The organism is Dolichospermum sp. FACHB-1091 (assembly GCF_014697585.1).
Lineage (GTDB): Bacteria > Cyanobacteriota > Cyanobacteriia > Cyanobacteriales > Nostocaceae > Dolichospermum.
In genome coordinates this window covers 12197-34471 of record NZ_JACJSB010000040.1, presented here as the reverse complement: position 1 = coordinate 34471, position 22275 = coordinate 12197, and the positions used below count along the sequence as shown (strand labels likewise).

The window sequence follows — 22275 nt, the reverse complement described above, 5'->3', positions numbered from 1 at the left end:
AAAGGCGTATTGAGTGATTTTCTGACAAATACCTTTTTCTTTAATCCATGCCAATTCAGGTTTTACATGGTTATTAAAGAATTTTTTGAGGATATATTTGTTTGGCTTTAATCTATCTTTATGCAAAGAAGCCCAAGTAGCTAAACCCCAATTAACAGGTTTTAATCCCTGGGTAATCAGTAAATCATCTTCAGTATAAAAACGATGCCCCGACAATGTTCTTTTGGCTGGAAGTCTTCCTTCAACATCCCATCTTTGCAAGGTCTTGACTGAAACTCCGATTTTTTTAGCAAATTCATGAGGTTTAAACATAAAGTCACTCATAGGTTTGTCTATGAGTGTACAGGTTTGTCTATTAAATTGTCAACTTAGGACAAGCTCATTCATTAAATTGGCAATAACAACTAAATTATTAATGGTTGAAGTCCCTTGAACTTGGTGTATACGCCCCGACCTTCCTACAATAGTTCCACTTGAAAGCAGAGTATTTATTGCTGGACTTAGTTTTAATAAATCTGTTTGCTCGTTAATTAATTTCATAACTGAATTTTAAAGTTTAAGTGAATAATAAGGAGTAATTTGAAGGAATCAATCAAAATAAAAACAACACTGAAGTCGGATCATCTGGGACTTTTTAGTTATCTTCTACTCTATTTTAACTCTTCTGATCTACTTAATAGATACTTCAAGTCCAATCTCCTCCCCAAAATCTCTGACAAATAATTTCCGCATTTTTATCCCAAGAATTATCTTTCTCATATTCTTCCCATTTAGGAGGTTCTATACCATTTAACCACTGTTGAATGCCATCACGAATAGCTTGAGAATCATCTGGTTTTACAAATACTCCTAAATTATATTTCTGAACTACACTTTTTAAATTACCTTCTCCTGCTGAAGCAATACAAGGACGATGATAAGCAACTCCTGTATTTAAAACGCCACTAGCGGATTGAAAACTAGCACTATAGGTCAACAAAACTACATCACAAGCATTAAATAAATTCCCTACCTGCTCTTCGGGAATAAAATTAATTAACCAACGACATTGATTGCTAATGCCAAGACTATCAGCTAAATCCTGATAATAAGTTATCGGTTTTTGACTTGATGAGGAAACTTTTCCGGCAATTACTAAATATACATCGGGAAAGTTCGTCATGGCCTGTAAAATCAAATCCAGATTTTTACCATCCCGAACATGACCAAAGGATAATAGCATTTTAGCTTGTTGGGGAATATCTAATTCTTTTCTAATTTCTTCTCGACTTTGCTGAGGTTGAGAAAATTGATAGGAACCATGAGGAATAACTGTAGTTTGTAATTGCGGCATTGGCTTTTGTGTATCTAGTTCAATAGCTTCATGCACAAATGCTTCTTTTAAAAACGAGTATCCACAAGCGATTGACCAACGATGCCACCATAATGGACCAACAACATAACCTCGTACCGGATCATGAACTACAGCCCCAAAAGTTACGCCCTGTTTCGCTAGTTCGCGCAAGGGAGAGAACCAAAGAGGTGCTAAATATTCTGCGTAAGTTGCCAATAAAACATATTGAAATTTTTCTTGACGAATAACATTAGCTAAAGTTGTGTAATTTTGTAGTATGTTAAGCCCAAGTACTGTTTTCCTCAGTATATTTATGGGCGATTGAAAAGCATTAGCCGAGGTTAATATAGGACGAATTTCATAAAATTCAGTCTTCTCTTTTTGGAAAAGAGGAGAAGTTAAAAGTGTTACTTTTATTCCTCTTTTGCCCAAGGCTTGGGCCTGTTCGTGGGCATAATCAGCTATCCCTCCTGACCAGGCAGGGGAGAAATATAGTAATTTATAGTTGGAATTTGATTGCATTATTAATTACGAGAAAACCAAACAATACCAAATCCTGAATTTTCTTCAAGGTGTTCGAGAGTAAATCCTAACTTGTTTATAACCTCTTTAACATCTTCTATGATTCGACCCTCTGTAAGATGATATTCCATACGGATTGATTTAATATTTTTAAAGGGTTCTGGATTCTGAAAAATATCCCATTCGGCACCTTCACAATCAATTTTTAAAAGATCAACCTGGCCACCTATTCTGTTGATTGCTTCCTGCAAGGGAATAATTCTAATTCCTTGTGATGATCCTGTTTTAATTTGACAAAGTCGTGACTCAGAATTATCTACCAATGAAGCAAAACCTGTTTCAGTTCCAATAGCTTCTCTAAACAAGTTTACACCACATTGATCAAGATTTTTCTGTGTAAAAGGTGTAATTCTTGGATTCGGCTCATAAGCATGAATAATTGCTGAAGGAAAACAGCGTGCAGACCAAAGAGAAAATAAACCAATATTTGCGCCAATGTCAAGCACTGTTGCGGGAGGGGGTAGAATATTATACAGTCCGTATTCATCATCTAGCAAGACATTGATAAAATCCCAAGCTAGTCCTGATTCTTCAGGAGCATTAATTTTAACTAAATTTTTACGGATCAATAATTGTTGTGGTAGTTTAAATTGCTTAGTTCCTGGGAAATATACACCCATTTGGGCTGCATTAACTACTCGATTTGTAAACTTAGACAATTTGTGAAAATACGAAATCATATTAATTTTATTCCCAAATATTAGTTAATTTTTGTCAAAAAACAATTCCTAAAATATTTGACAGAAAAATGGAATTGAACTCTAGAAATATTTAATTGACACTGATTTATCAGATCCTGATAATGATTTATGGCGTAGTTAATAGCTTCAGCAACACTAACAGGATCTTCATTTTTACATCTGACTAAAGCTCCAAATTCAGCCGCTTGATCTGCTAAGGTAGTACCATCAGTGGCAATGACTATGATACCATTAATCATTGCTTCAATCACAACCCTAGAAACACGCAGACGATAGGAGGAAATTCGATAAGGTAAAAGCATGACATTGGTTTTTTCTAGATATCTAGGATACTCACCAGGTTGAAAATAATTAGTTAGCCAATTTACATTAACATCATGAGATAATAATGCCTTTTCTGCTTCAAAACCCTCTAAACACTGTAAAATAAATTCTGTATTGGAGTTAGGATTAAGAGCATTAAATTTTGATATTCCTTGATAAAGGATATCATTACCTTTTTCATGTCGCGCTGCACCATAAGAACCCATAACCAATTTTCCTGGAGGTGATTCTTGGTAGAAATTAGTGATAAAAGGTTCAACAGGATGGGGAAAATAGGTAAATGGTAAACCACTGAGTTGAGTTAAGACTTTTTGCATTGGGTAGGTTTCAGCCCCTAAGATAACTCTTCCCTGTTGAACTTCTGAGGTTAATGTTTTCAGTAAAAATTTGAGTAATCTTGTAGTCAGTGAATTTGTCCAATTATAATTCCCAGTTGCCACATCATAACTTACAGGAGCGTTAGGAAAAAAGAGAATAACTCGTGTTTGTGTTTGTGGTAGATAGCGTTTGATTATCCATGTCCAACCTAGTAAATGATGGACAAGAACTGTAGGAACAAAGATTACATCATAAGGATCTTTTTGAGTTAAAAACTGTTTGATTGCTTTTACTGTCTGCCAAGCATGAATAGGCAAACGTAGATAACGAATTAAAGGGTTAGCCCCATCACTCATGCGATGCCATATAGAATGAGGAAGAATAGGTATAGCTTTGAGATGTTCTAAAATGAAAGATTGAGCTTCTTTATCTGCTAAAATAGTTACTTCATCACCTAATGCTTGCAATCCTCGGCGGAAGGTAGTAATATATTCAAACCAGTGGCCTTTTTGATCGCGCAATGCATCTTCAATGATGAGCCAGTGTAATGGTTGCGAAGCATTTATTTCCATGTTTCCTAAATGAGTTATGAGTCTGGATTTAGTCTGGATATTGTATACGCTTTGCTAAATTCATGCTCGGTAGTTCAACCAACCGATATAGAAGAAAGGAAGCAGATAATGAAATTATCAAGCTGCTTAGGGGGAAAATCCAGGGTATAGCAGCCCAAAAATCACTCTCTGCTACCAGTTTTTTACCAATATTACCATTAATCAGAGATGTGATCGGATAATGAATTACATACAAAGAGTAAGATATTGTGCCAAAAAAACGTACTTTTATTAAAGGAGCTTTCCAAAGCACTATCAATAAAATTGTCAATAGTGCCACTAAACTTTTTTCTAAACTGCCCATAGGGCTAAATATATAGATATTGAACAAAAGCAATAATAATGTAATGAATGCTATGCGGTCACAAAAATTAATATAGTAAAGAAATCCAACTAATCCAATCATAAAAAGTGGTACATAACTACAAATTACAAAGCCTAATTTAGTACCTTCATCCCCAATGAAAATTGATATCACTGATAAAGTAATAATAATTAAGTAAAGCCAGGTTTTTTTATGTTTGTCTATCAACAATTTTAATAATGGAAATGCCAAACCTAATACTACATAGAATTGGAATTCAATTCCTAAAGTCCAAAAAACTTCGTTCATCCACTTATACTTCGTAAACGGAACCATATAAAGCATATGGGCTAAAATTCCTCCAAATGATAAATTCCAAGGTTCGCCTCTAGTAGCAAATTGAGCTTTTACAAAACTAATAACTATTGAGAACAATAAAGCTGATAAATAGACTGGGTCAAGTCTAATTAGACGCTTGATAATAAAAGTTGGATAATGCCTTAGACGATATATAGGATACATTGAATAAGGTAAAATAAATCCTGAAATCACGAAAAAAGCGGTGACAGCTAATTGACCGTGACCATCGAACGGTTTAATAAAAATTGAGATGGAACCGAGATCAATCCAACCAAAAGTATGATCTATTAAAACTAGTAATGCAGCAATTCCTCTGATCAAGTGAATAGATTCAAGAAAACCCTTTTTATTTTTCAGTGGATTATTTTTTGTTTCTGTCATTTTTATGATTACCTGATACAAAAAGATAATTATAGCGGTATGCACTTGAACGATTGGCTATTGCCATGATTGACTTATTCCTAACCCTATATTTTTAATTAATATATATTCGACTTCAGAGGGGAAACCAGATTGATAGGGATAAATCCATCTGCTTCCGGTAGTATGCCAACGTAAACGAAGCATGATTCTTTTAAAGATCGCGTATGAATACCATAGGATAGCAGGATAAGATTCCCAAATCTCTTTAATTTTATTCATCTCTAGCAAGGAAAACTTAGATTGTTCTTGCATAGCATTCCATAATTGCCAAGCATTTAAACCCATATTTACCCGAACAAAAAGATTTACTTGAGGAGAATAATTATTAAGAATTTGTAAAAATCCTGGATAAGTGGAGACCCTATCTTGCAATCTACGGAAGTCAGATGTCCCTGACTGAGTTAACTTTTGATAATTGTGTAAGCGATAAAGAGTTAAACATCCCGGTGCAAAAATAGTTTTTGGTTTAAGTGCAAACAAACGAACCATATACTCACCATCTTCCCACACTAATAAATCTCTGCGAAAAGGTTCAATTTTTGATAAAAAACGCCTCCGAAATAAGCAGGACTGTAGTACAATTGACCAACCACTTAAAAACCATTCTAAAATAGTTAATTTTTCTGGAAGAGGTTGTTTTTGAAGTACATGATCTTCAAAGGTAACAAATCCATTTTCAATATAAACTTTTGCCCAAGGACTATAAACCATATCGGCCTGATTTTTTTCTAAAGCAGCAACTTGTAATTCCAGTTTGTTGGCACTCGCTAAATCATCACTATCCATAAACTGGATATATTCCCCAGTTGCTATAGCTAAACCTACATTACGGGCTGCACCAGGTCCTTGATTTTCTTGCTGAATTAAAGTTACTCGTGAACCAAAGGAACGAATAACTTCTACAGAATTATCTGTTGAACCATCATCTATTACAATAATTTCATACGGTTTTAGAGACTGACTCAGTATATTTTCTATAGTTTCAACAACTAATTTTTCCCTATTATAATTAGGAATAATAACTGATACGGTAGTCATGGTTTATAGTTAATGAGATAAATTGATATAAATTGAATTAATTGGCATAAAATTTTATTAAAACTATTTACAGAAAATTGATTTATAACCTGTTTCTTGATTTCCAAGAAGATATAAATCTGGATTTTTGGAAACGCAGGAAATTAAGTAAACCATTTAAACCCTGTAATCTAAAAACTGTCCAACCCGCATGAATCCAATCTAACCAACCTGGATTAACTGGTAAAAGAGTAAGATTGAGATTTTCTCCTGCTTATTCAATACCTCATCTTATTTTAAGATTAGTTGCCGAATATGATCTAAAAATTTATTCTGTATTATTGTAGGATCAAACTCTGTTCGAGAGGCAACCATAGCTTTTTGTCCATAGTATTTTAGGTTTGGTGAAGAATCCTTGAGCTTTTCTAAAGCGGCAACTAAAACAGATGGGTTTTGATCACTTACACATAAAGCCCGATCGCTCTCCCTCCCCCAATGAATAGCTGAACAATATTCAGGTCCCCAAATCACAATAGGTTTACCAAATTGGGCATATTCAGGTAATTTAGAGAGGAAACTGGTTTCCATCCGTCGCCGTAAAGCGGGATCAAAACTCATCACCACTAAAAATACATCAGCACTAGCTAACCAGTCATTTAACTCCTCTCTAGGGGCAAAATCTAACCATAGTTGGCGATCGCGCATTTCTGAACGGAAATCTGCTGGCCAATTTGGGCTAGATCCTCGAACTTGTACTTGAATCTGAGGATGATTTTTTGTTACCTCCAGTAATTGAGCTAAAATTGGTCCATAGTTATAGAGATTACCAGAATAAACAACTTTTAATCGAGATGATATTTGTTCATCATTTTTAGTTTGAGGTTGTTTAGTTATTTCCTTATTTAATAAAGCAGGTATGGGATAAAGAACCTGACTATTACAATGTGAACCTAAAGCATCTTTCATACCTTGCGAAACACACAGAGCTAAATCAGATTGCTGGTAAAGTTGCTGAAATCGTTTTTCCAAAAAATCATGAAAAGGTTTATGAAGACTAGGAAAGTCTGGAAACCAATCATGAAAAATTGTGACTAAAGGTAATTGATACCTTTGAGCAAATCTTTGAGCAGCCCAGCAACCATTACCATGAGCTACAGTAAGAACTACTGTATTATTTTTTATAAAAAAATTAGATAGTTGCTTGCAATAATTAGCTATTATAGCATTCCAATTATTTCCGTTATCTATAATATCTAAATCATGACTCCAACGATGGAAACGAGTACGTTCTAGTCTTTTAATTAATTTTGTTTGCCATCTATGAGTTTTATTGTCATCAGGGTTAGGTACAATATGAACATCCCAACTAGTTGCTTGGGTTAAATGACGATATAATACCACCTGACCAGCACCAGTAGGTTGGGGAGAAATAGAAGAAATGACAATTATTTTGGGCTGATTTGCAGCTTGATATTCGGTAAATTCCATATCCTAAGATTTAAAAGATTTGTGGCAAACATCAGTAACTTTGTCAACAAACAAATGATGTATTTGTTCAGCGTTAAGTACAGTATTAGCAACTCGACTAGAACCTTCACAGGCTGAATACCAGTCCGTTGGATTTGATGCTGTTTCAGTGATAACTTGTAGTAAGACTTCTGGATTTTCTTCCATAATAGCAATACCTGATTGATATTTTTTGGCAAAACTACAAGCTGTAGAATACTCTGGTCCCCAGACAAAAACTGGTTTACCATAAGGTACATAATCGAGCCACTTAGTAGTAAAACTAGTTCGCATGAATACTTCTTCTTCCTTTTCAAAGCTCATTACTGTCAGAAACGCATCTGCTTGTTCAAGTTGCTCCTTTAAAAGATGAAAAGGCTTAAATCCTTGATAAATACCAGCTTGAGTCATCTGTTCTATTTTTTCTGGCAACCAATCATTTCCGGCGGCAAAAATTTGTAGCTGAATGTGTTGAGATTTAAGCACATATTCAGATAACTCTAATAACATTCTTCCGTAAGCACCATAACAATTACCAGCATAGATAAGTTTTATCTGATCTTGAGGACATTGTTTTTGGTTTATGTATTTTTCTTCTTGAAAATTACCAACTGGGTACAATACATCTCCTTTTTCATTATTTCCAAACCATTCCTTCATTCCTTCGCTAGTGTAAAATACATGGTCAGCAAATTGATTAATCTGGTGATAACGCTGAATTAGCCAAGAAGTTATTAAAGGGTAAGGACGAATTAGATCAGGAACAAATTGAGATAAACAAAACAAATCTTGAAAATTAACAACTAATGGAATTTTTAAGTAATTTGATAACTGATATGCCAACCCAAAATGCCAATCATCTACTACACAAACAATAACATCTGGTTGAAAGTTATCAGCAAATTTTACAAGCGATTTAGGAACATTAAACCAATTAATTAAATATTCTAAGTTATAAATTAAGCGACAGAAGCGAGTTCTTCTGAGTCTCTCAATTAGTCTATTGCGACGAATACAAAACTGTTCTTTGATTGGTAAATGAACAAAATTCGTACTAGCAACAGCCACCTCAAAATCTTGTTTGATAATGAGGTGACGATACATGGCAAAACGTCCCCCAGATGTTGTATCAGGACTCACTGCTGAAATATATAATACTTTATAAGTCATGTTGATGATAGCCTACACCAATTTTGTTGTTCACTAGCAAACTTAGCAATTTCTTCCAAAACTTCCTCTATACTAATTTGCGGTTTCCATCCCCAAACTTGCTCAACTAAACTAGCATCTAGGACCATCCAAGGAATATCAAAGGGGCGCTCAATATTTGTTTCTAACACTTCATTACTACCAAATTTATTGGTACACCATTGAGTTAATTGATTTAAAGACATACTATTTTCAGTACCACCACTAACATTAATTACTCGTGGTTTATTAGTAACCAAAGGTTCAGCAAATTGCTTTTGTAACAAACTAATTAAATCCTGTGGATGTAAACAATCTCTAACTTGATAACCTTTACCACCAAACCCAATATATTTTAGAGGTTGCTTTTCTCGAAAACTATGAACCCAAAAGGCAAAAATACCTTGTCCTGGATGACCAAACTGGCCTGCACCTGCCATGACTCCACAGCGATTAATCCAGACGGGAAAATTAAAGGTTTCACCATATTCTAATGCTAAATGCTCTGAAGCTACTTTTGTGCTTCCATATAAGGATACTGGTGGATTGGTAGAGTAGTTTTCTGCGACTCCCAAGGGGGAAATACCTACGGGAAAAACCTGTTCAGGAATGGGGTAAAACCCGCCATTAGCTTCTGCAACTTGCAGTTGACTTAATCCAGGAATGGAATACACTCGACTGGTAGATAGTAGTGTAAATCCAGCTTGATAACGTTTGCAATATTCTAGGAGGTTAATTGTTCCTAGTAAATTATGTTGTACTAGCTGCAAACTACTGGTTTTACCATCTACTCCTGCTAATACACTGGGGTTAGCTGCTGCATCAATTACCCAATCAGCAGGAGGTAAGGCATCTACATCACTATTATGGCGGATATCACCACAAATAACTTGAATATCTCGTTGTTGTAGTGTTTCTTTGTTTATCCAACTACCTGAACGTGACAGGTTATCAATGCCAAAAATATGATAGTTAGGTGAGTAATCTTGTAATTGCTTGGCTAAGGTTGAACCGACAAAGCCACAAATTCCGGTGATTAAAATTCGCATACTTGTTATTTATTATTTAATTTAATTTCTATGACAAGTAGTTTTTTCATAAGAGAAAGAGTACCAAAAATTAACTCATTAAGTTTTTGATTGAATTAAATCTTGCAGGGATACACGAGGATAAACATCAAGTATTCCTCCTTCAGTTGCATTGAAAATTGCAATTCCTAATTTTTTAGCATATTGGTTTAGCAGGATGTGTTGATTCCATATCAGACTATGAGCAGCCAAAGAACTTGCAATATTGGAAACCTTGACTGATACATTGCCAAGCTTACTTTCTGCTTCTGTATAAAAATGATTCTCTTGAGATTGCGTTAAAGCACTCAGTATGAAATCATGATCGATACCAACTAAGTATATATTTTTATATTTCATGCACAAGGCAACTTGAATTGCAAAAATGACCGAATTTTGAGGTGGGCAAATAGGTCGATTAGGTGCTAATTCAACACGATTAAGACATGACCAATCAAGATTCCAATTAAAGTAGTATCGCAATTTAGAAATATTAAACTTGCAAGATTCAAAAATAGCTCTGTCTTGAATATTAAGAATCAGTTTTGCATCCCTAGCATAGATAGATAATTGATAGAGAACATTACTAATTTGGTCTTGGTCAAGATGTTTATGACAAGCAAAACCACTTAATACACAAAATTTATTTTCTATCAAATTGAAGTCTTCATGTAAATAAGTATGGTTTAAGAAAAAGCAAGCTTCATTTTTTAAAATTTTTAAATTAGTCTTCTGTAATGAAGGACCAGAACCAATAATAAAGCATCTTTCATGTGAATCACTTTCTCTGATAAGAGAAATATTCTGTCTTAGAACTTTCCGAAAGTCTTTTTTAAGAAAAGTTTTTATTTTATAGAGATAATAATTACCCCATTTGTATACACTAGGTGGAAGTAACCATTTTTGTGCAATTTGTTTCATATCTAACATTTAACGAGTTGTTATTTTATTGCTTAATAAGCAACAATAATTGAAATTTTGCTATTTTATTGTTTGTCTAGTATTTCCTGTATTATACAGTAAAAAATACCTCCAACTGCTCCAAAGCTATCCAAAAGCCCTCACCTTCATTTTTATGTCCCTGCCAAATTTCGGGGATAAAAGACGCATTTGGTGCAGCCTTATTTAAGACTTCTGCTAAAGCAGGAAAATCAATTTCACCTTCACCGATTTGTAAACCTTCCCCATCAACACCTTTAGCATCAGCAATGTGTAAATGAGCAGTGTAAGGTCCAATTTGTTCAAGAAATTCTTTGAATGATATTTTGTGATAAGTACAAGCTAGTTTGGAATGAGAGATATCTAAGCAAATACGATAGTTATGTTGACGACAAAAATCAGTAATGTCTTTCGGATCTACAAAAAGATTATGATTTCGTTGTCCCCCAAAATGCCAAGGAAAAGGAGGCATGGTTTGAGGAATGATTTCGACTCCATCTGTATCTAATTGAGATAAACTATCATAAAGTGTTTTGTATAGTTGCTGGCGAACTGACAAAGATAATAAAGTATCATTTGTAAATCCACCAACATTGGTGACAATGCAGGGGCGACTTGCTCGTTTGAAAAACGGTTTTAATTGTCGAGTAATGTCAATCACTCTTTGTAATTCTTTAATTGATAGTTGACGGTAATCTTTGTCTTGGGAAGATAGATCCAAGACGTGATCGCCTGCAAACAACTCTGGAGCGTGTACAATTACATCTAAATCATAGACTTGATCAATATACTGGTGAATATCAACTTCTAAATCTTTATAACTGAGATGAAATTCTAGTAAATCTGGATTTGATTGTGACAATAGAGTTTTAAAGTCATGGTAGCGAACTGGAACACCCCAAGGTCGTTTAAAACGATAGTCTCTTGCTTTGACTTGTTCCACTTCTAAGTCGCTAGGGTAAAAAAAATCACCTGCTTTGAGCGATCGCCGGGAACGTTTACCAATTAACTCTGTCTTCCGATTGGGTTGTAAACCTTTTCCGGGACTTTTTACATCAATCATGGATTCAGTAATGATTTGTCCTACCTCTAAATTGCAGTTAATCACCAAACTCTTAGCCAAGTTTTCTCGGTTCATTAATTCCCCTTGACTGAGGTTTCGTTCTCCATTTGTACCCAGTGATTGTTCTACTTGGCGAATTCCTTCAATCATTAGCCGAAATTCATCTGGTAATAAACTCACTTTGTGGTCATTACCTTCCATTGTTTTGTCTAGGGTGAAGTGTTTTTCTATTACCTTAGCACCCTTAGCTACAGCGGCGATCGCTACATGAATACCCCGTTCATGGCCGGAATAACCAACGGGACAATTACCAATTTCTTTCAGACGGTCTATATAGTTTAGATTGACATCTTTAAAGGGGGCTGGATAGGTTGAATTACAGTGCAGCAAAACATACAGCGCACCTAACCGATTTAGTAATGCCACTGCGTCAATTATCTCAGCTTCAGCCGACATCCCCGTTGAACAAATTAATGGCTTACCCGTTTTTGCTAAAGCCGTGAGTAAATCATAGTTAGTCAAATCAGCCGATGCCACTTTATAAGCCTGTATTCCATACTGTTCTAGCACAGATAAACTCTCAATATCCCAGGGTGTACAAAGGGGTAAAATTCCCTGTGTTTGACAGTAATCAAAGGCCGTGAACATTTCATCGGTTGTTAATTGGAAACGAGTTAGCAAATCTAGAGTATATTGTGATCCTAAATCTTCACTAGCATCATTAGCATTCCCAGCATTCCGATATAGTGATTTGAGATCGCGCATTTGGAACTTTGCACAGTCTGCACCTACCGCTACCGCTTGATCAATTAACTGTTTAGCAAGTTCCAAGCTACCATTGTGATTATTGCCAATTTCCGCAATGACAAAAGTAGGAGATTGGGCATCAATGATAAAATTTCCGATGCGAATACCTTCTGACTTCCGACAAGCAACTGCAACTAAATGACGGTTATTGTCTAAAAGGGGAATGAATTCAACTTCATTAGAAAAGTAAGATTGAATCTTTACAGGATCATCATTGTAATTAGCAAATTTATAGTTTTTGTTAGAAATTTTTGAGACAGGTTGATTGAGATTAATAGATTCTTGTTGCACCAACCAACGGCGAAAATCTCCGTCTGTGAGGACACCTTCTAAAACACCTGCTTCTGTCACCGAGAAAATAATGCGGTTTTTGTTGTCGCTGATTTTTTTCAGGGCATTTAATATATCGTCTTCAGCGAAAACAATATACTTTAATAAATTTTTGTCAATGATCATAATACTTTAATTTTAAAAAAATTTTCAAAGTTAATTTTTCACAATATAACAAGGTGTCATACAAAATGGAAACTTATTTATCACCACATCTTTATCCTGAAAATATTCATCTACAGCTTTTGTTTCTCCAGGGAAAACACCGTAATCGTCTATAATTAGTACCCCCCCTGACAATTCTAGGAAACAGTAATTCTAAAATTACAGAGGCAGGTTCGTATATATCAGTATCTAAATTGAGAAGTGAAATTTTTAATTCTGGATGGTCATTCAGATAATTGGGGACTGTTTTTAAAATGTCTCCTTTCACTAATTCTACATTCTTGTCAACTCCTTTAATTTTTAGGACTTCTGTAAGCTGATCTACAGCAATACTTTCCTCCCCAGCACTATCAATAAAACGCTGTCTAGGTGCTTTATCTTCCTGAAAATTAGTTTCAGGAAATTTACCATAAATATCAAAACCAATTATTTTTTTAGCGTGGGAATTACTGAATAAATCTCGAAATGTGGCGAACCTTGTCAATGATGTTCCTTTAAAAACGCCACATTCTACTATTGCTCCTGGTATGTTGGCAACCATTTTGTATAATTCATAATGAGCTAATAACTTAGCAATTCTGCTATTATCACAGGATAGGTAGAAGTTATTTTCGTATTCAAATGCTTTTGAAAAATCAGGTAAATTAATCATGTTTTTTTTCAGAACTATTAAGGTTTACGTTTGTGATTGATTAAAAACTCTATATACTCAAAATCCTCTAACGAATCAATTTCCCAACTTTGAGATTCATCCATCACAAACAGAGAAATTTTACCGCCCAATCGGTTATTTAATTCTTTTAAAACCCAGGGTTTAAAGATATAAATTGAACCATTTTCCATATATTGGGGGTTTAAATCTTGGCGACGGGGACGGTGGTGATAGTCATAGTTGATAGACTGGGCAACATCATCTACTTGATGCCACAGAAAGCGATGGGTTGGGGAAACTGAGAGGAGAGAATCAGCGTTTTCCGCTCTCATTTGCTCAATAGCGCGATCTATATCTAGCCCAGTTCGTAAAGGGGATGTACATTGTAAGAAGACTATAAGTTCTGGGTTAATCCCCTCTTTTTCAATTTCTGTTAAGGCATGAATAAGAGCCGACTCTGAAGAAGCAGTATCGTTGGCTAGTTCAGTGGGTCGGTGAATAATACTTGCACCATATTCTGTTGAAACCTGGGCAATTTCGCCATCGTCTGTGGTAACGTAAATGCGATCGACTAGATGGGCTTCTTTCGCATCTAAGATAGAATGGGCGATTAGAGGTTTATTAGCTAGAGGACGAATGTTTTTGTAAGGGACTCCTTTTGAGCCACCACGTGCAGGAATTAGAACAATGCTTTTCATTTTAGAATTTTAAAAATTTCCTCTTGAATGCATCTACAGCAAAATCACCCAACAATAAGCGAATCGTTTTAGAAAAATAATAACGTGGGTACTGGATAATCCGTAAAAATGGAAAGTGATGACTAATTTCTGCAAAATAAAAATAGATTAAAATAGAATGCCACTCACCTAAATGACTCGATAAGACAACTTTATCAGTTTTCTTATATAGTGCCTGAATAGAGTCATTACCTTTGATAAGTTCAAATCCAGCTTGCTGTAAAAGAAATGTTAGGGTTGATAACGTGAAATGATAAAGATGTGCATTTTGGAAGTAAAGTAATGGGTCTTTATAAGCGTGGTGAATGTTAAAGATACCAGGAACTTCTACATAAAGATATCCACCATCACTCATTCCCTGAGATATCTTTTTAAGGGTTTCCAGTGGCTTGGGGAAATGTTCAAGAACATGGCTAAGAATAACTAAGTCAGCCTTACCATATTTATATAGAGATTCTATATCTCCGTGTTCTAAAGTTAGTCCTGATGATATGCCTCGATATAAGTATTGACTACCTAAATCACAACCAAAGACTTTACATCCCAAATTTCGGAAAGGAATAAGTGTTCCTCCAGCCCCACATCCTACATCAAATACAGTTATAATTTTCTCTGGTTCAGAGATTTTCCATACAAAATCTCTAATTGATACACCATGAGTTTCTTGTTGTTCAAAAAATTCATCAGGTGCTTGAGGACTGCCAACATAGATTGAACGATAGTCTTGTTCGTAAAAGGTTGATAAACTCGGTTCATCTAGTCTTGGGCTTGTCCGTAGTGTACCGCAGGATGTACATAAAAGAGTTTTAACTGGCAAACAGTAGCGATCGCGCTCGGTTATTAATACACCACCCGGATCACCACACAGGCAGGGAACATTCTCAAAGTTATATTTCCCCTGTTGGACTTTGCGCTTAAACTCAGAAAGGGATTGTTTTTGAGTTTCACTTAGTTTTGCCTGGGGGTGATCAAAAGTAAAAAACCTGCGGAGTAAAATTTTGTTTAAGGTATTAATCATTTTCATTTTAGAAAAAAAATATAGATGTACTAGACATACTTCCACTCAGTGGAAACTAAAAATAATCCAGAACGCCGGGAACCTTCTTTCAGAGTCCCAAAATCACCTGTATCGTGTAGATTGAAAGAGACTGCTTCTTGGCGGTCAAAAGATTCAATTCCAGGTATTCCTAAACCAACAGATACATGATATGTAGCGACATTAAAAAATTCCATGGGCAATTTTACTTGAACTAAGTAATCTCCAGGTTGGCGTTTATTAAGCCTTTCTGAGTTATTGTCAGTGTCAGCAGTAGAAAATAGATGTTGACCATCGGATGTACTAACAATACAGGCAATATGACATCCTGTGACTGGCGTGTTTAAAATAAACTCAATTTCAATAGTTGGTCGTGTTCCACACGAAAAATCTGAAGTTTCTAAGCCATGATCATCCATTAGTCTTACAGACTTAATTTGTCCTTTTTTGTCTGGGCGAATCTGAAATTCTTTTTTATGGGAATTACTATAAGCAGTTGACAAGTATTGGCCTATGACCTCTTCCGTTTGGTCTTTTAACTGAATCTTACCAAAGTTCATCCAAATGCTTAAATTACATAGTTTATTTATAGCCCCCATATTATGACTCACAAACAATACCGTCCTACCCTCCTTTTCCGCTACATCCTCCATCTTCCCCAAACACTTCTTCTGAAACGCTGAATCTCCCACAGCCAAAACCTCATCCACAATCAAAATCTCTGGTTCCAAATGTGCCGCCACCGCAAACGCCAACCGCACATACATTCCCGAAGAATACCGTTTCACTGGCGTATCCAGAAACTTCTCCACCTCCGCAAAAGCGACAATCTCATCAAACTTGCGTTTAATTTCCTCCTTACCCATGCCCAGAATAGCACCATTCAGAAATACATTCTCTCTCCCTGTCAACTCTGGATGAAAACCTGTTCCTACTTCCAATAAACTAGCAACTCTACCCTTGATTTTAATACTCCCTTTTGTCGGTTCTGTAATTCGGCTTAAAATCTTCAATAGTGTTGATTTTCCCGCCCCATTACGCCCAATAATCCCAACTCTATCACCTTGTTTAATTTCAAAGGATACATCCTTTAAAGACCAAAATTCCTCAAAAGCTGGATTTTCATTCTTAGCTTGAGGATTTAGTAGATTACCAATAGATTTAACCTTATTAGTAATCACATCTCGCAGTGCTGTATAGCGTTCCTGCTGTTGATGTCCAATAATATATTTTTTGCCCAGGTTTTCAACGCGAATAACTGTATCTGACATAGTTTATTAGTAATATTCTTTTTATGATGGCAACCATTCAGGATTGAGAATTTCTGTTAAGGAATAAGGACAACTTTCAGGGAAAATTGCTGGAGATAGTTCAGATTTACGAATAGCATTATTTCTGGCTTTAATGTAAATCTTATCTAGGATTTTTGTACAATGATTATAAAGAACTTTAGACTCCAATAATAAATCTAATTCCAGCCTAAAGTTATCAATTTCTTTTTCCCAACCTCTCCTTGACCAATCTTTTTCTGAACTCCAATAATTATACAATAGTAGATGAATTAAAAGTCTCAATAAATAACTCTCTACTTTACGCCTTTGTTCGTTTCCCAATGCAGTAATTTCCTCAATTAAATGTTCCCAGTCAACATTTTCTAAGTCCCGATTTTGCAGTTGGTTAAGGGTAATATCTAACCATTCAGGATAATCTTGTTCATAAATATCGTAATTTGCTTGTGTAGGTTGCATTTTACTTGCTCAATTACAGTTTCAATACGGTTATAGACAAAATAATAGGGGATTCTCAGAATTTGCTCATATACTGTCCATTTATTGGGAGGTTGATTGACTTCCCGTAAATTTCTGCCTAAGTCTTCGTTTTCTGTTCCTGGAGATATTAATTCTACCACTACAAAGGGATATGTTCCTTCACACCAAGTAACATAACTTAATCTTAGTTCTGTTTGTTCAGAAAAACGGGATACCCCTAATACCGCAAACCAATCAGGGCGTTTATACCATTGTGTATGCTTACTGTCATAGTATAAGGTATAAGTTTAAGTCACTAGCCGTAAATACATTATCTTCTGCATAAGTCGGTGGACGGAAAGTAACACGCAATAATTCTGGTTGTAACAGGTGAAATTCGTCTGGCAACCCTGGCTCATCCGGATCTTCACTAGGTAAATCATACATCGTTGGCAGTGTCTGTTGAGCAGGTAATGGCTCATAGCTGGGTTTGCTATAGACATCGCTTTGATACATTATTAATTATCTCCTGTATTTAATCGCTGTTGCCAAGATTCAACTATCTGCTTAATTGTCTCTTCTAAGGAAATTGTAATATCCCAGTGAGGATAATGCTCACGCATTTTTGTTAAATCGGAATATATGATCACCAATACGGTTTTCTGATACGTAGGTATAAAGCATCGCTTTACAAGTAGTCTCTTGTTTTTCAATAGCAGTTAGGTTGATCTGATTCCTTTCAAAAACTAGATTTGTTTCCGATTTGACTCTAACATAGAAAATATCATAATAAATATTATGATGGAAACCAGATTCTGTTTTTGTTCTTAATAAAGCATCCGGTTGAGGTTCATTATCTAAATCTAATCATCTAAATCACATCAGCAAATGTCCTTTCCATCTTCCTAAAATACCAAATTCCACTCACTAATAGTAAAAATACTAACACCATAGAAATAATAAAACCTGGTAAATATAATTGAGAATCTGCACCTAAAATTGCCCACCGAAAACCATCAATTACCCCTACCATTGGGTTCAATGAATAAACAAATCGCCATTTTTCAGGAACTATGCTACTGCTAAATCCTACAGGTGAGATATATAAACCGAATTGGACAATAAATGGCACAATAAACCGAAAATCTCGATACTGGACATTCAAGGAAGCTAACCATAATCCCGCTCCCATTGAAGCAGCAAAGGCGATAGCAATAAATAATGGTAAGGTTAAAATCCGCCAACTAGGAACAAAGTTATACCATGCCATTAGTCCTAATAAAATAATTCCCGAAATCATAAAGTCTACAAAGCTTACAACTACAGCACTAGTTGGTACTACTAATCTGGGAAAATAGACTTTAGAAAGTAAGTTAGAATTACTAATTAAACTATTACTGCATTCAGAAAGGGAATTAGAGAAGAATTGCCAGGGTAACATCGCAGAAAATACTAAGATTGGATAGGGTGCACCTCCCGATGGCAATTTTGCCAATTGTCCAAATACTACGGTAAATACAACCATTGTCAAAAAAGGACGAATTAGTGCCCAAACAATACCGATTGCAGTTTGCTTGTATCTAACTAATATATCTCTCCAAGCCAGAAAGTAAAATAATTCTCTATATCGCCATAAATCTCGCCAATATTCTTTTTCTCTACGTCCTGCTTCAATTACTAATTCTGGTTGGGAGGCGGTTTGTTTCATAATTTTAGCTTACCTAACTTGGCATCAACTGCTAATTTTTCTCTTCTGATTCATTATGGCAATTCCGCCATTGTATCTATAGTCACTAGTCACTAGAAATATAGGCAAATATTTTTAGATCGGTAAGGACTACACCTTTTAGTAAAATACTAAACAAAATCTCATCCTAAGCGATTCTGCCATGATTTAGTAATTTCCGTAAAAATATCAGTTAATGACTTAGTAACTGACCACTGAGGATAATGTTCCTGCATCTTCCGCAAATCGCTGTAGTAGCAAATGTGATCACCTTCTCGGTTTTTGTCTATGTATTCATGTTGCATTGGTTTACCTGAGAGAGAAGCAACAATATCAAAAGCCTCTAAAATTGAGCAGGTATTATTTTTACCTCCTCCCAAATTATAAACTTCTCCACAACGAGGATTGTTAATAAACTCTTCTATAAACCGAGCCACATCGTAGGAATGGATATTGTCTCTAACTTGCTTGCCCTTGTAGCCATAAATTTTGTAAGTACGTTCTTCTAAGTTACTCTTGACTAAATAACTTAAAAAGCCATGTAATTCTACTCCTGAGTGGTTTGGACCGGTTAAACACCCACCGCGCAAACAGCAAGTTGGTATGTCAAAATAGCGTCCATACTCTTGGACTATCACGTCTGCTGCAACTTTAGATGCACCAAATAATGAATGCTTTGATTGATCAATGCTAAAGGTTTCGGGAATCCCATTTTCATAGGTAATATCGTCATAATCCCATCTGGTATCTAGTTCTTTGAGCTTAATTGAGTTGGGAAGATCACCATATACTTTATTTGTGGACATATGCACAAAGGGCGATTTTGGACAAAATTGTCTTACAGCTTCCAGTAAGTTGAGTGTTCCTACTGCATTTGTGTCAAAATCGTCAAAGGGAATTGCTGCTGCTCGATCATGACTAGGCTGTGCTGCTGTATGTACAATGGCATCTGGTTGAATACTCTCCATTAAGTTTAGTACACCTTGGCGATCGCGGATATCTAGTTCATGATGAACAAACCCCTTGATGGAGTTTTGCAGTCGTTGTTGATTCCAGCGCGTATCTCCTGCAGATCCGAAGAAAACCGCTCTTTGGTTATTATCTACACCATGAATTTCCCAATCAAGGGAGGCAAAATGAAAGCATACTTCAGAGCCAATTAACCCTGATGAACCAGTTACAAGTAGTTTGAACATAAAAAAACCGTTGTTTACTTCAAGACAGCAATTTATTACTACAATTGGTAGTAGTCTTATGGACAAATGCCCTCAAGCTACTTTGTTTTAAGGATCAATTCATTACCGAAAAATCCTTAACACTCTTACCACCAAGAGTTCGAGACTGCCTATATGTAAACTCTCCGACGGAAGGGTTACGATGGGGATCAATCACTCCTGTTGCTTGCCGCCAAAGTTCCTCTGAGGCAATAGCTAAGTTATACGTAGTACCATTCTTATGCACATGATACCACTTTGTCTCTTGGCACTCTTTACACCAGAAAGCCTCTAACCACTCACCATTTAAGGAAACTGTGGTTTTAGCTGCAACTAAAATCATTGCTTCTCTTCTGGCTATACCACGTTTTTGTAGTTGTCCGGGTTGTTCGGCAAACAGTCCATATTTTTGGCTGACACTATCCATATAGCAGTTATGGATTGGACAATATATAGCTCTCCGCTGAGAGCGTTTCCGATTTTTATCACACCTTCTCTGCACTGCGGCCCCCTGATCATATCATTAATAGACAACAGATCGTAATAAGGTTGCGTGGGAGGGACTGAGATCAAAAAGACCATCGAAGCCCAACTCCTGATTCAACATCTCAGGTATTAAATTTTTCAACTTAGTTTTCTTAAATAATTTCTTGTATTAAAGGTAATACAGTAATTGCGATTATGTTCATAAGTCAGATATTGAGGATTTTAGCACATTGATATATTGTTTCGCTATGATTTTCGGCGTAAAATTTGACTCCAAATATTTCCGGGACTCATGACCCATTTTTTTGGCCATTTGGTCATTGTGATTTAATTGGAGAATGAATGCAGCCAAAGCATTACTATCTCCATTGTCAATGGCAACACCAAATTTACCATCTGCTATTAGTTGTCGTAAATAGGAACTCCTGGGACAAATCGCTGCCACTGGTCTCCCAGCAGCTAAAGCTGGGTAGAGTTTGCTAGGAGCCACTAAACCTTTGAGACCATCTTCTAGACTAACTAAGGACAAATCACAAGCCGTCATAGAGTATGGTAACACATTCTTATCTTGATAGGGGAGAAAAAGAAAGTTTTTTAATCCTAGGTTAGCAACCTCCCGAATGAAGCCTTCTCTTTTAGGACCACCACCAATACAAAGAAACTGAATCGGTTCATCTTTCAGTTGTTGAGCCGCCGCTAAAATGGTGTCCAAGTCATGACACCTACCCATATTACCAGAATAAAGAACTGTAAATTTATCAACTAAATTATGTTTTTTGGCAAACCAATTGTCTTCTTTGGCAATAGGTACAATCAATTCAGGATCTCCCCAACTATGAATCACAGAAACTTTATCAGACACCTCTGGGCAGGTTGCTATTACGCGTTCCTTCATATCAGAACTCAATACAATAATGCCCTTGGATTTTTGCCAAACCTGCCGGTTGATTGCCCGCCAAAATTTTACTATCCAGTGATTATCGGAAACCACCCCCAGAGCGATCGCAATATCTGGATACAAATCATAAATTAAACAAATATAGGGGACTTTCAATAATAAATTAGCAATATATGCTGCTATTGGTAAAAAAGGAGGTGCTGATGTTATTAGAAATACTTCACTCACTCGAAAATTCTTGACTATATGCAGAAAAGCCCGCAGTGTAAATAAAATGCCACTGACAGCCTTACCACGAATCCGTCCAGTCCAAATTTGGGTTGATCGAGATCTGCGGATTAAAATATCACCGATTCGCTCTGTTGCTGCTGCTTTAGAAGTAGAAAAAGCGTACCCTGGTTGTCCTGTGAATACTCTAATTACCACTCCTTGCTTTTCTAACTCTTTGACTAATTCCTCAATCAACTGTCCTGTAGCTGCATAATCTGGAGGGAAAAACTCCGTGATTATAGATACATTAATTAATTTGTCGGGTGATTTATCCACTTTAGGGTACTGAACTTCATTTACTGAATTTAGATAATGTCGTAATGGCATATTCTAATTTACTCCTTTAAAACCGCTTTTCTCATTTTTAGCATTATCTTACACTTTGCTCACTGATTCTCCTGTTTCCGCTTGCTTTTGTATATCTCAATACTTGTTTTACACTCAATTATTTATCTACAATGATCACAGAT

Annotated in this window: 20 protein-coding genes and 1 pseudogene; all 21 read right to left on the bottom strand. The window is 35.8% G+C overall.

Annotation, left to right across the window (positions count from 1 at the left end; genetic code table 11):
• The coding region (locus H6G25_RS21400) for a helix-turn-helix domain-containing protein (protein ID WP_242035030.1) at positions 1-312 on the bottom strand (312 nt) is incomplete at its 3' end.
• A 373-nt stretch (positions 313-685) separates the two neighbouring features.
• Complete coding sequence (locus H6G25_RS19245; RefSeq protein WP_190393882.1) at positions 686-1855, bottom strand: glycosyltransferase; 1170 nt, start codon at positions 1853-1855, stop codon at positions 686-688.
• A gap of 2 nt (positions 1856-1857) precedes the next feature.
• Positions 1858-2595, bottom strand: coding sequence for an FkbM family methyltransferase (locus tag H6G25_RS19240; protein WP_190393881.1), 738 nt, complete (start codon positions 2593-2595; stop codon positions 1858-1860).
• A 20-nt stretch (positions 2596-2615) separates the two neighbouring features.
• A complete protein-coding gene (locus tag H6G25_RS19235; RefSeq protein ID WP_190393880.1) occupies positions 2616-3830 on the bottom strand; it encodes a glycosyltransferase in 1215 nt (404 codons plus the stop codon).
• A gap of 28 nt (positions 3831-3858) precedes the next feature.
• Entirely contained in the window at positions 3859-4914 is a 1056-nt protein-coding gene (locus H6G25_RS19230) for an acyltransferase (protein WP_190393879.1), read from the bottom strand.
• A gap of 57 nt (positions 4915-4971) precedes the next feature.
• A complete protein-coding gene (locus H6G25_RS19225) occupies positions 4972-5994 on the bottom strand; it encodes a glycosyltransferase (RefSeq protein WP_190393878.1) in 1023 nt (340 codons plus the stop codon).
• Between the two features lie 270 nt (positions 5995-6264).
• Entirely contained in the window at positions 6265-7461 is a 1197-nt protein-coding gene (locus H6G25_RS19220) for a glycosyltransferase family 4 protein (RefSeq protein ID WP_190393877.1), read from the bottom strand.
• A gap of 3 nt (positions 7462-7464) precedes the next feature.
• Positions 7465-8649, bottom strand: a complete 1185-nt coding sequence (locus H6G25_RS19215; RefSeq protein ID WP_190393876.1) for a hypothetical protein — start codon at positions 8647-8649, stop codon at positions 7465-7467.
• Positions 8646-9716 carry an NAD-dependent epimerase/dehydratase family protein gene (locus tag H6G25_RS19210; protein WP_190393875.1) on the bottom strand — a complete coding sequence of 357 codons (1071 nt, stop codon included), beginning with the start codon at positions 9714-9716 and terminating at the stop codon, positions 8646-8648. Before H6G25_RS19210 ends, H6G25_RS19215 begins: the two co-directional genes overlap by 4 nt.
• A 78-nt stretch (positions 9717-9794) precedes the next feature.
• Positions 9795-10655 (bottom strand): hypothetical protein, encoded by an 861-nt coding sequence (locus H6G25_RS19205; RefSeq protein ID WP_242035029.1) that lies wholly within the window; start codon positions 10653-10655, stop codon positions 9795-9797.
• 91 nt (positions 10656-10746) lie between these two features.
• Positions 10747-12999, bottom strand: a complete 2253-nt coding sequence (locus H6G25_RS19200) for an N-acetylneuraminate synthase family protein (RefSeq protein WP_190393873.1) — start codon at positions 12997-12999, stop codon at positions 10747-10749.
• A gap of 106 nt (positions 13000-13105) precedes the next feature.
• Positions 13106-13690: a TylF/MycF/NovP-related O-methyltransferase gene (locus tag H6G25_RS19195; RefSeq protein WP_199319813.1), complete on the bottom strand. Its 585-nt coding sequence runs from the start codon at positions 13688-13690 to the stop codon at positions 13106-13108.
• Positions 13691-13707: 17 nt separating this feature from the next.
• Positions 13708-14388, bottom strand: a complete 681-nt coding sequence (locus tag H6G25_RS19190) for an acylneuraminate cytidylyltransferase family protein (RefSeq protein WP_190393872.1) — start codon at positions 14386-14388, stop codon at positions 13708-13710.
• Position 14389: 1 nt separating this feature from the next.
• A complete protein-coding gene (locus H6G25_RS19185) occupies positions 14390-15445 on the bottom strand; it encodes a class I SAM-dependent methyltransferase (protein WP_190393871.1) in 1056 nt (351 codons plus the stop codon).
• Positions 15446-15474: 29 nt separating this feature from the next.
• On the bottom strand, positions 15475-16734 hold the full coding sequence (locus H6G25_RS19180; RefSeq protein WP_190393870.1) for an ABC transporter ATP-binding protein: 1260 nt from the start codon (positions 16732-16734) through the stop codon (positions 15475-15477).
• A gap of 21 nt (positions 16735-16755) precedes the next feature.
• A complete protein-coding gene (locus tag H6G25_RS19175) occupies positions 16756-17211 on the bottom strand; it encodes a DUF29 domain-containing protein (protein WP_190393869.1) in 456 nt (151 codons plus the stop codon).
• Positions 17212-17237: 26 nt separating this feature from the next.
• Positions 17238-17727, bottom strand: a pseudogene (locus H6G25_RS19170) (Uma2 family endonuclease); the annotation flags it as partial.
• A 355-nt stretch (positions 17728-18082) separates the two neighbouring features.
• Positions 18083-18919 carry an ABC transporter permease gene (locus tag H6G25_RS19160; protein ID WP_190393868.1) on the bottom strand — a complete coding sequence of 279 codons (837 nt, stop codon included), beginning with the start codon at positions 18917-18919 and terminating at the stop codon, positions 18083-18085.
• A 161-nt stretch (positions 18920-19080) separates the two neighbouring features.
• On the bottom strand, positions 19081-20133 hold the full coding sequence (locus H6G25_RS19155; protein WP_190393867.1) for an NAD-dependent epimerase/dehydratase family protein: 1053 nt from the start codon (positions 20131-20133) through the stop codon (positions 19081-19083).
• A 94-nt stretch (positions 20134-20227) separates the two neighbouring features.
• Entirely contained in the window at positions 20228-20653 is a 426-nt protein-coding gene (locus H6G25_RS19150) for a hypothetical protein (protein ID WP_190393866.1), read from the bottom strand.
• 183 nt (positions 20654-20836) lie between these two features.
• Complete coding sequence (locus H6G25_RS19145) at positions 20837-22132, bottom strand: glycosyltransferase family 4 protein (RefSeq protein ID WP_190393865.1); 1296 nt, start codon at positions 22130-22132, stop codon at positions 20837-20839.
• Positions 22133-22275: the final 143 nt, after the last annotated feature.

What these genes read in the sequence shown, in the direction of transcription:
- H6G25_RS19245 (WP_190393882.1), bottom strand. Translation starts at nt 1,855, where the DNA reads ATGCAATCAAATTCCAACTATAAATTACTATATTTCTCCCCTGCCTGG.
- H6G25_RS19240 (WP_190393881.1), bottom strand. Translation starts at nt 2,595, where the DNA reads ATGATTTCGTATTTTCACAAATTGTCTAAGTTTACAAATCGAGTAGTT.
- H6G25_RS19235 (WP_190393880.1), bottom strand. Translation starts at nt 3,830, where the DNA reads ATGGAAATAAATGCTTCGCAACCATTACACTGGCTCATCATTGAAGAT.
- H6G25_RS19230 (WP_190393879.1), bottom strand. Translation starts at nt 4,914, where the DNA reads ATGACAGAAACAAAAAATAATCCACTGAAAAATAAAAAGGGTTTTCTT.
- H6G25_RS19225 (WP_190393878.1), bottom strand. Translation starts at nt 5,994, where the DNA reads ATGACTACCGTATCAGTTATTATTCCTAATTATAATAGGGAAAAATTA.
- H6G25_RS19220 (WP_190393877.1), bottom strand. Translation starts at nt 7,461, where the DNA reads ATGGAATTTACCGAATATCAAGCTGCAAATCAGCCCAAAATAATTGTC.
- H6G25_RS19215 (WP_190393876.1), bottom strand. Translation starts at nt 8,649, where the DNA reads ATGACTTATAAAGTATTATATATTTCAGCAGTGAGTCCTGATACAACA.
- H6G25_RS19210 (WP_190393875.1), bottom strand. Translation starts at nt 9,716, where the DNA reads ATGCGAATTTTAATCACCGGAATTTGTGGCTTTGTCGGTTCAACCTTA.
- H6G25_RS19205 (WP_242035029.1), bottom strand. Translation starts at nt 10,655, where the DNA reads ATGAAACAAATTGCACAAAAATGGTTACTTCCACCTAGTGTATACAAA.
- H6G25_RS19200 (WP_190393873.1), bottom strand. Translation starts at nt 12,999, where the DNA reads ATGATCATTGACAAAAATTTATTAAAGTATATTGTTTTCGCTGAAGAC.
- H6G25_RS19195 (WP_199319813.1), bottom strand. Translation starts at nt 13,690, where the DNA reads ATGATTAATTTACCTGATTTTTCAAAAGCATTTGAATACGAAAATAAC.
- H6G25_RS19190 (WP_190393872.1), bottom strand. Translation starts at nt 14,388, where the DNA reads ATGAAAAGCATTGTTCTAATTCCTGCACGTGGTGGCTCAAAAGGAGTC.
- H6G25_RS19185 (WP_190393871.1), bottom strand. Translation starts at nt 15,445, where the DNA reads ATGATTAATACCTTAAACAAAATTTTACTCCGCAGGTTTTTTACTTTT.
- H6G25_RS19180 (WP_190393870.1), bottom strand. Translation starts at nt 16,734, where the DNA reads ATGTCAGATACAGTTATTCGCGTTGAAAACCTGGGCAAAAAATATATT.
- H6G25_RS19175 (WP_190393869.1), bottom strand. Translation starts at nt 17,211, where the DNA reads ATGCAACCTACACAAGCAAATTACGATATTTATGAACAAGATTATCCT.
- H6G25_RS19160 (WP_190393868.1), bottom strand. Translation starts at nt 18,919, where the DNA reads ATGAAACAAACCGCCTCCCAACCAGAATTAGTAATTGAAGCAGGACGT.
- H6G25_RS19155 (WP_190393867.1), bottom strand. Translation starts at nt 20,133, where the DNA reads ATGTTCAAACTACTTGTAACTGGTTCATCAGGGTTAATTGGCTCTGAA.
- H6G25_RS19145 (WP_190393865.1), bottom strand. Translation starts at nt 22,132, where the DNA reads ATGCCATTACGACATTATCTAAATTCAGTAAATGAAGTTCAGTACCCT.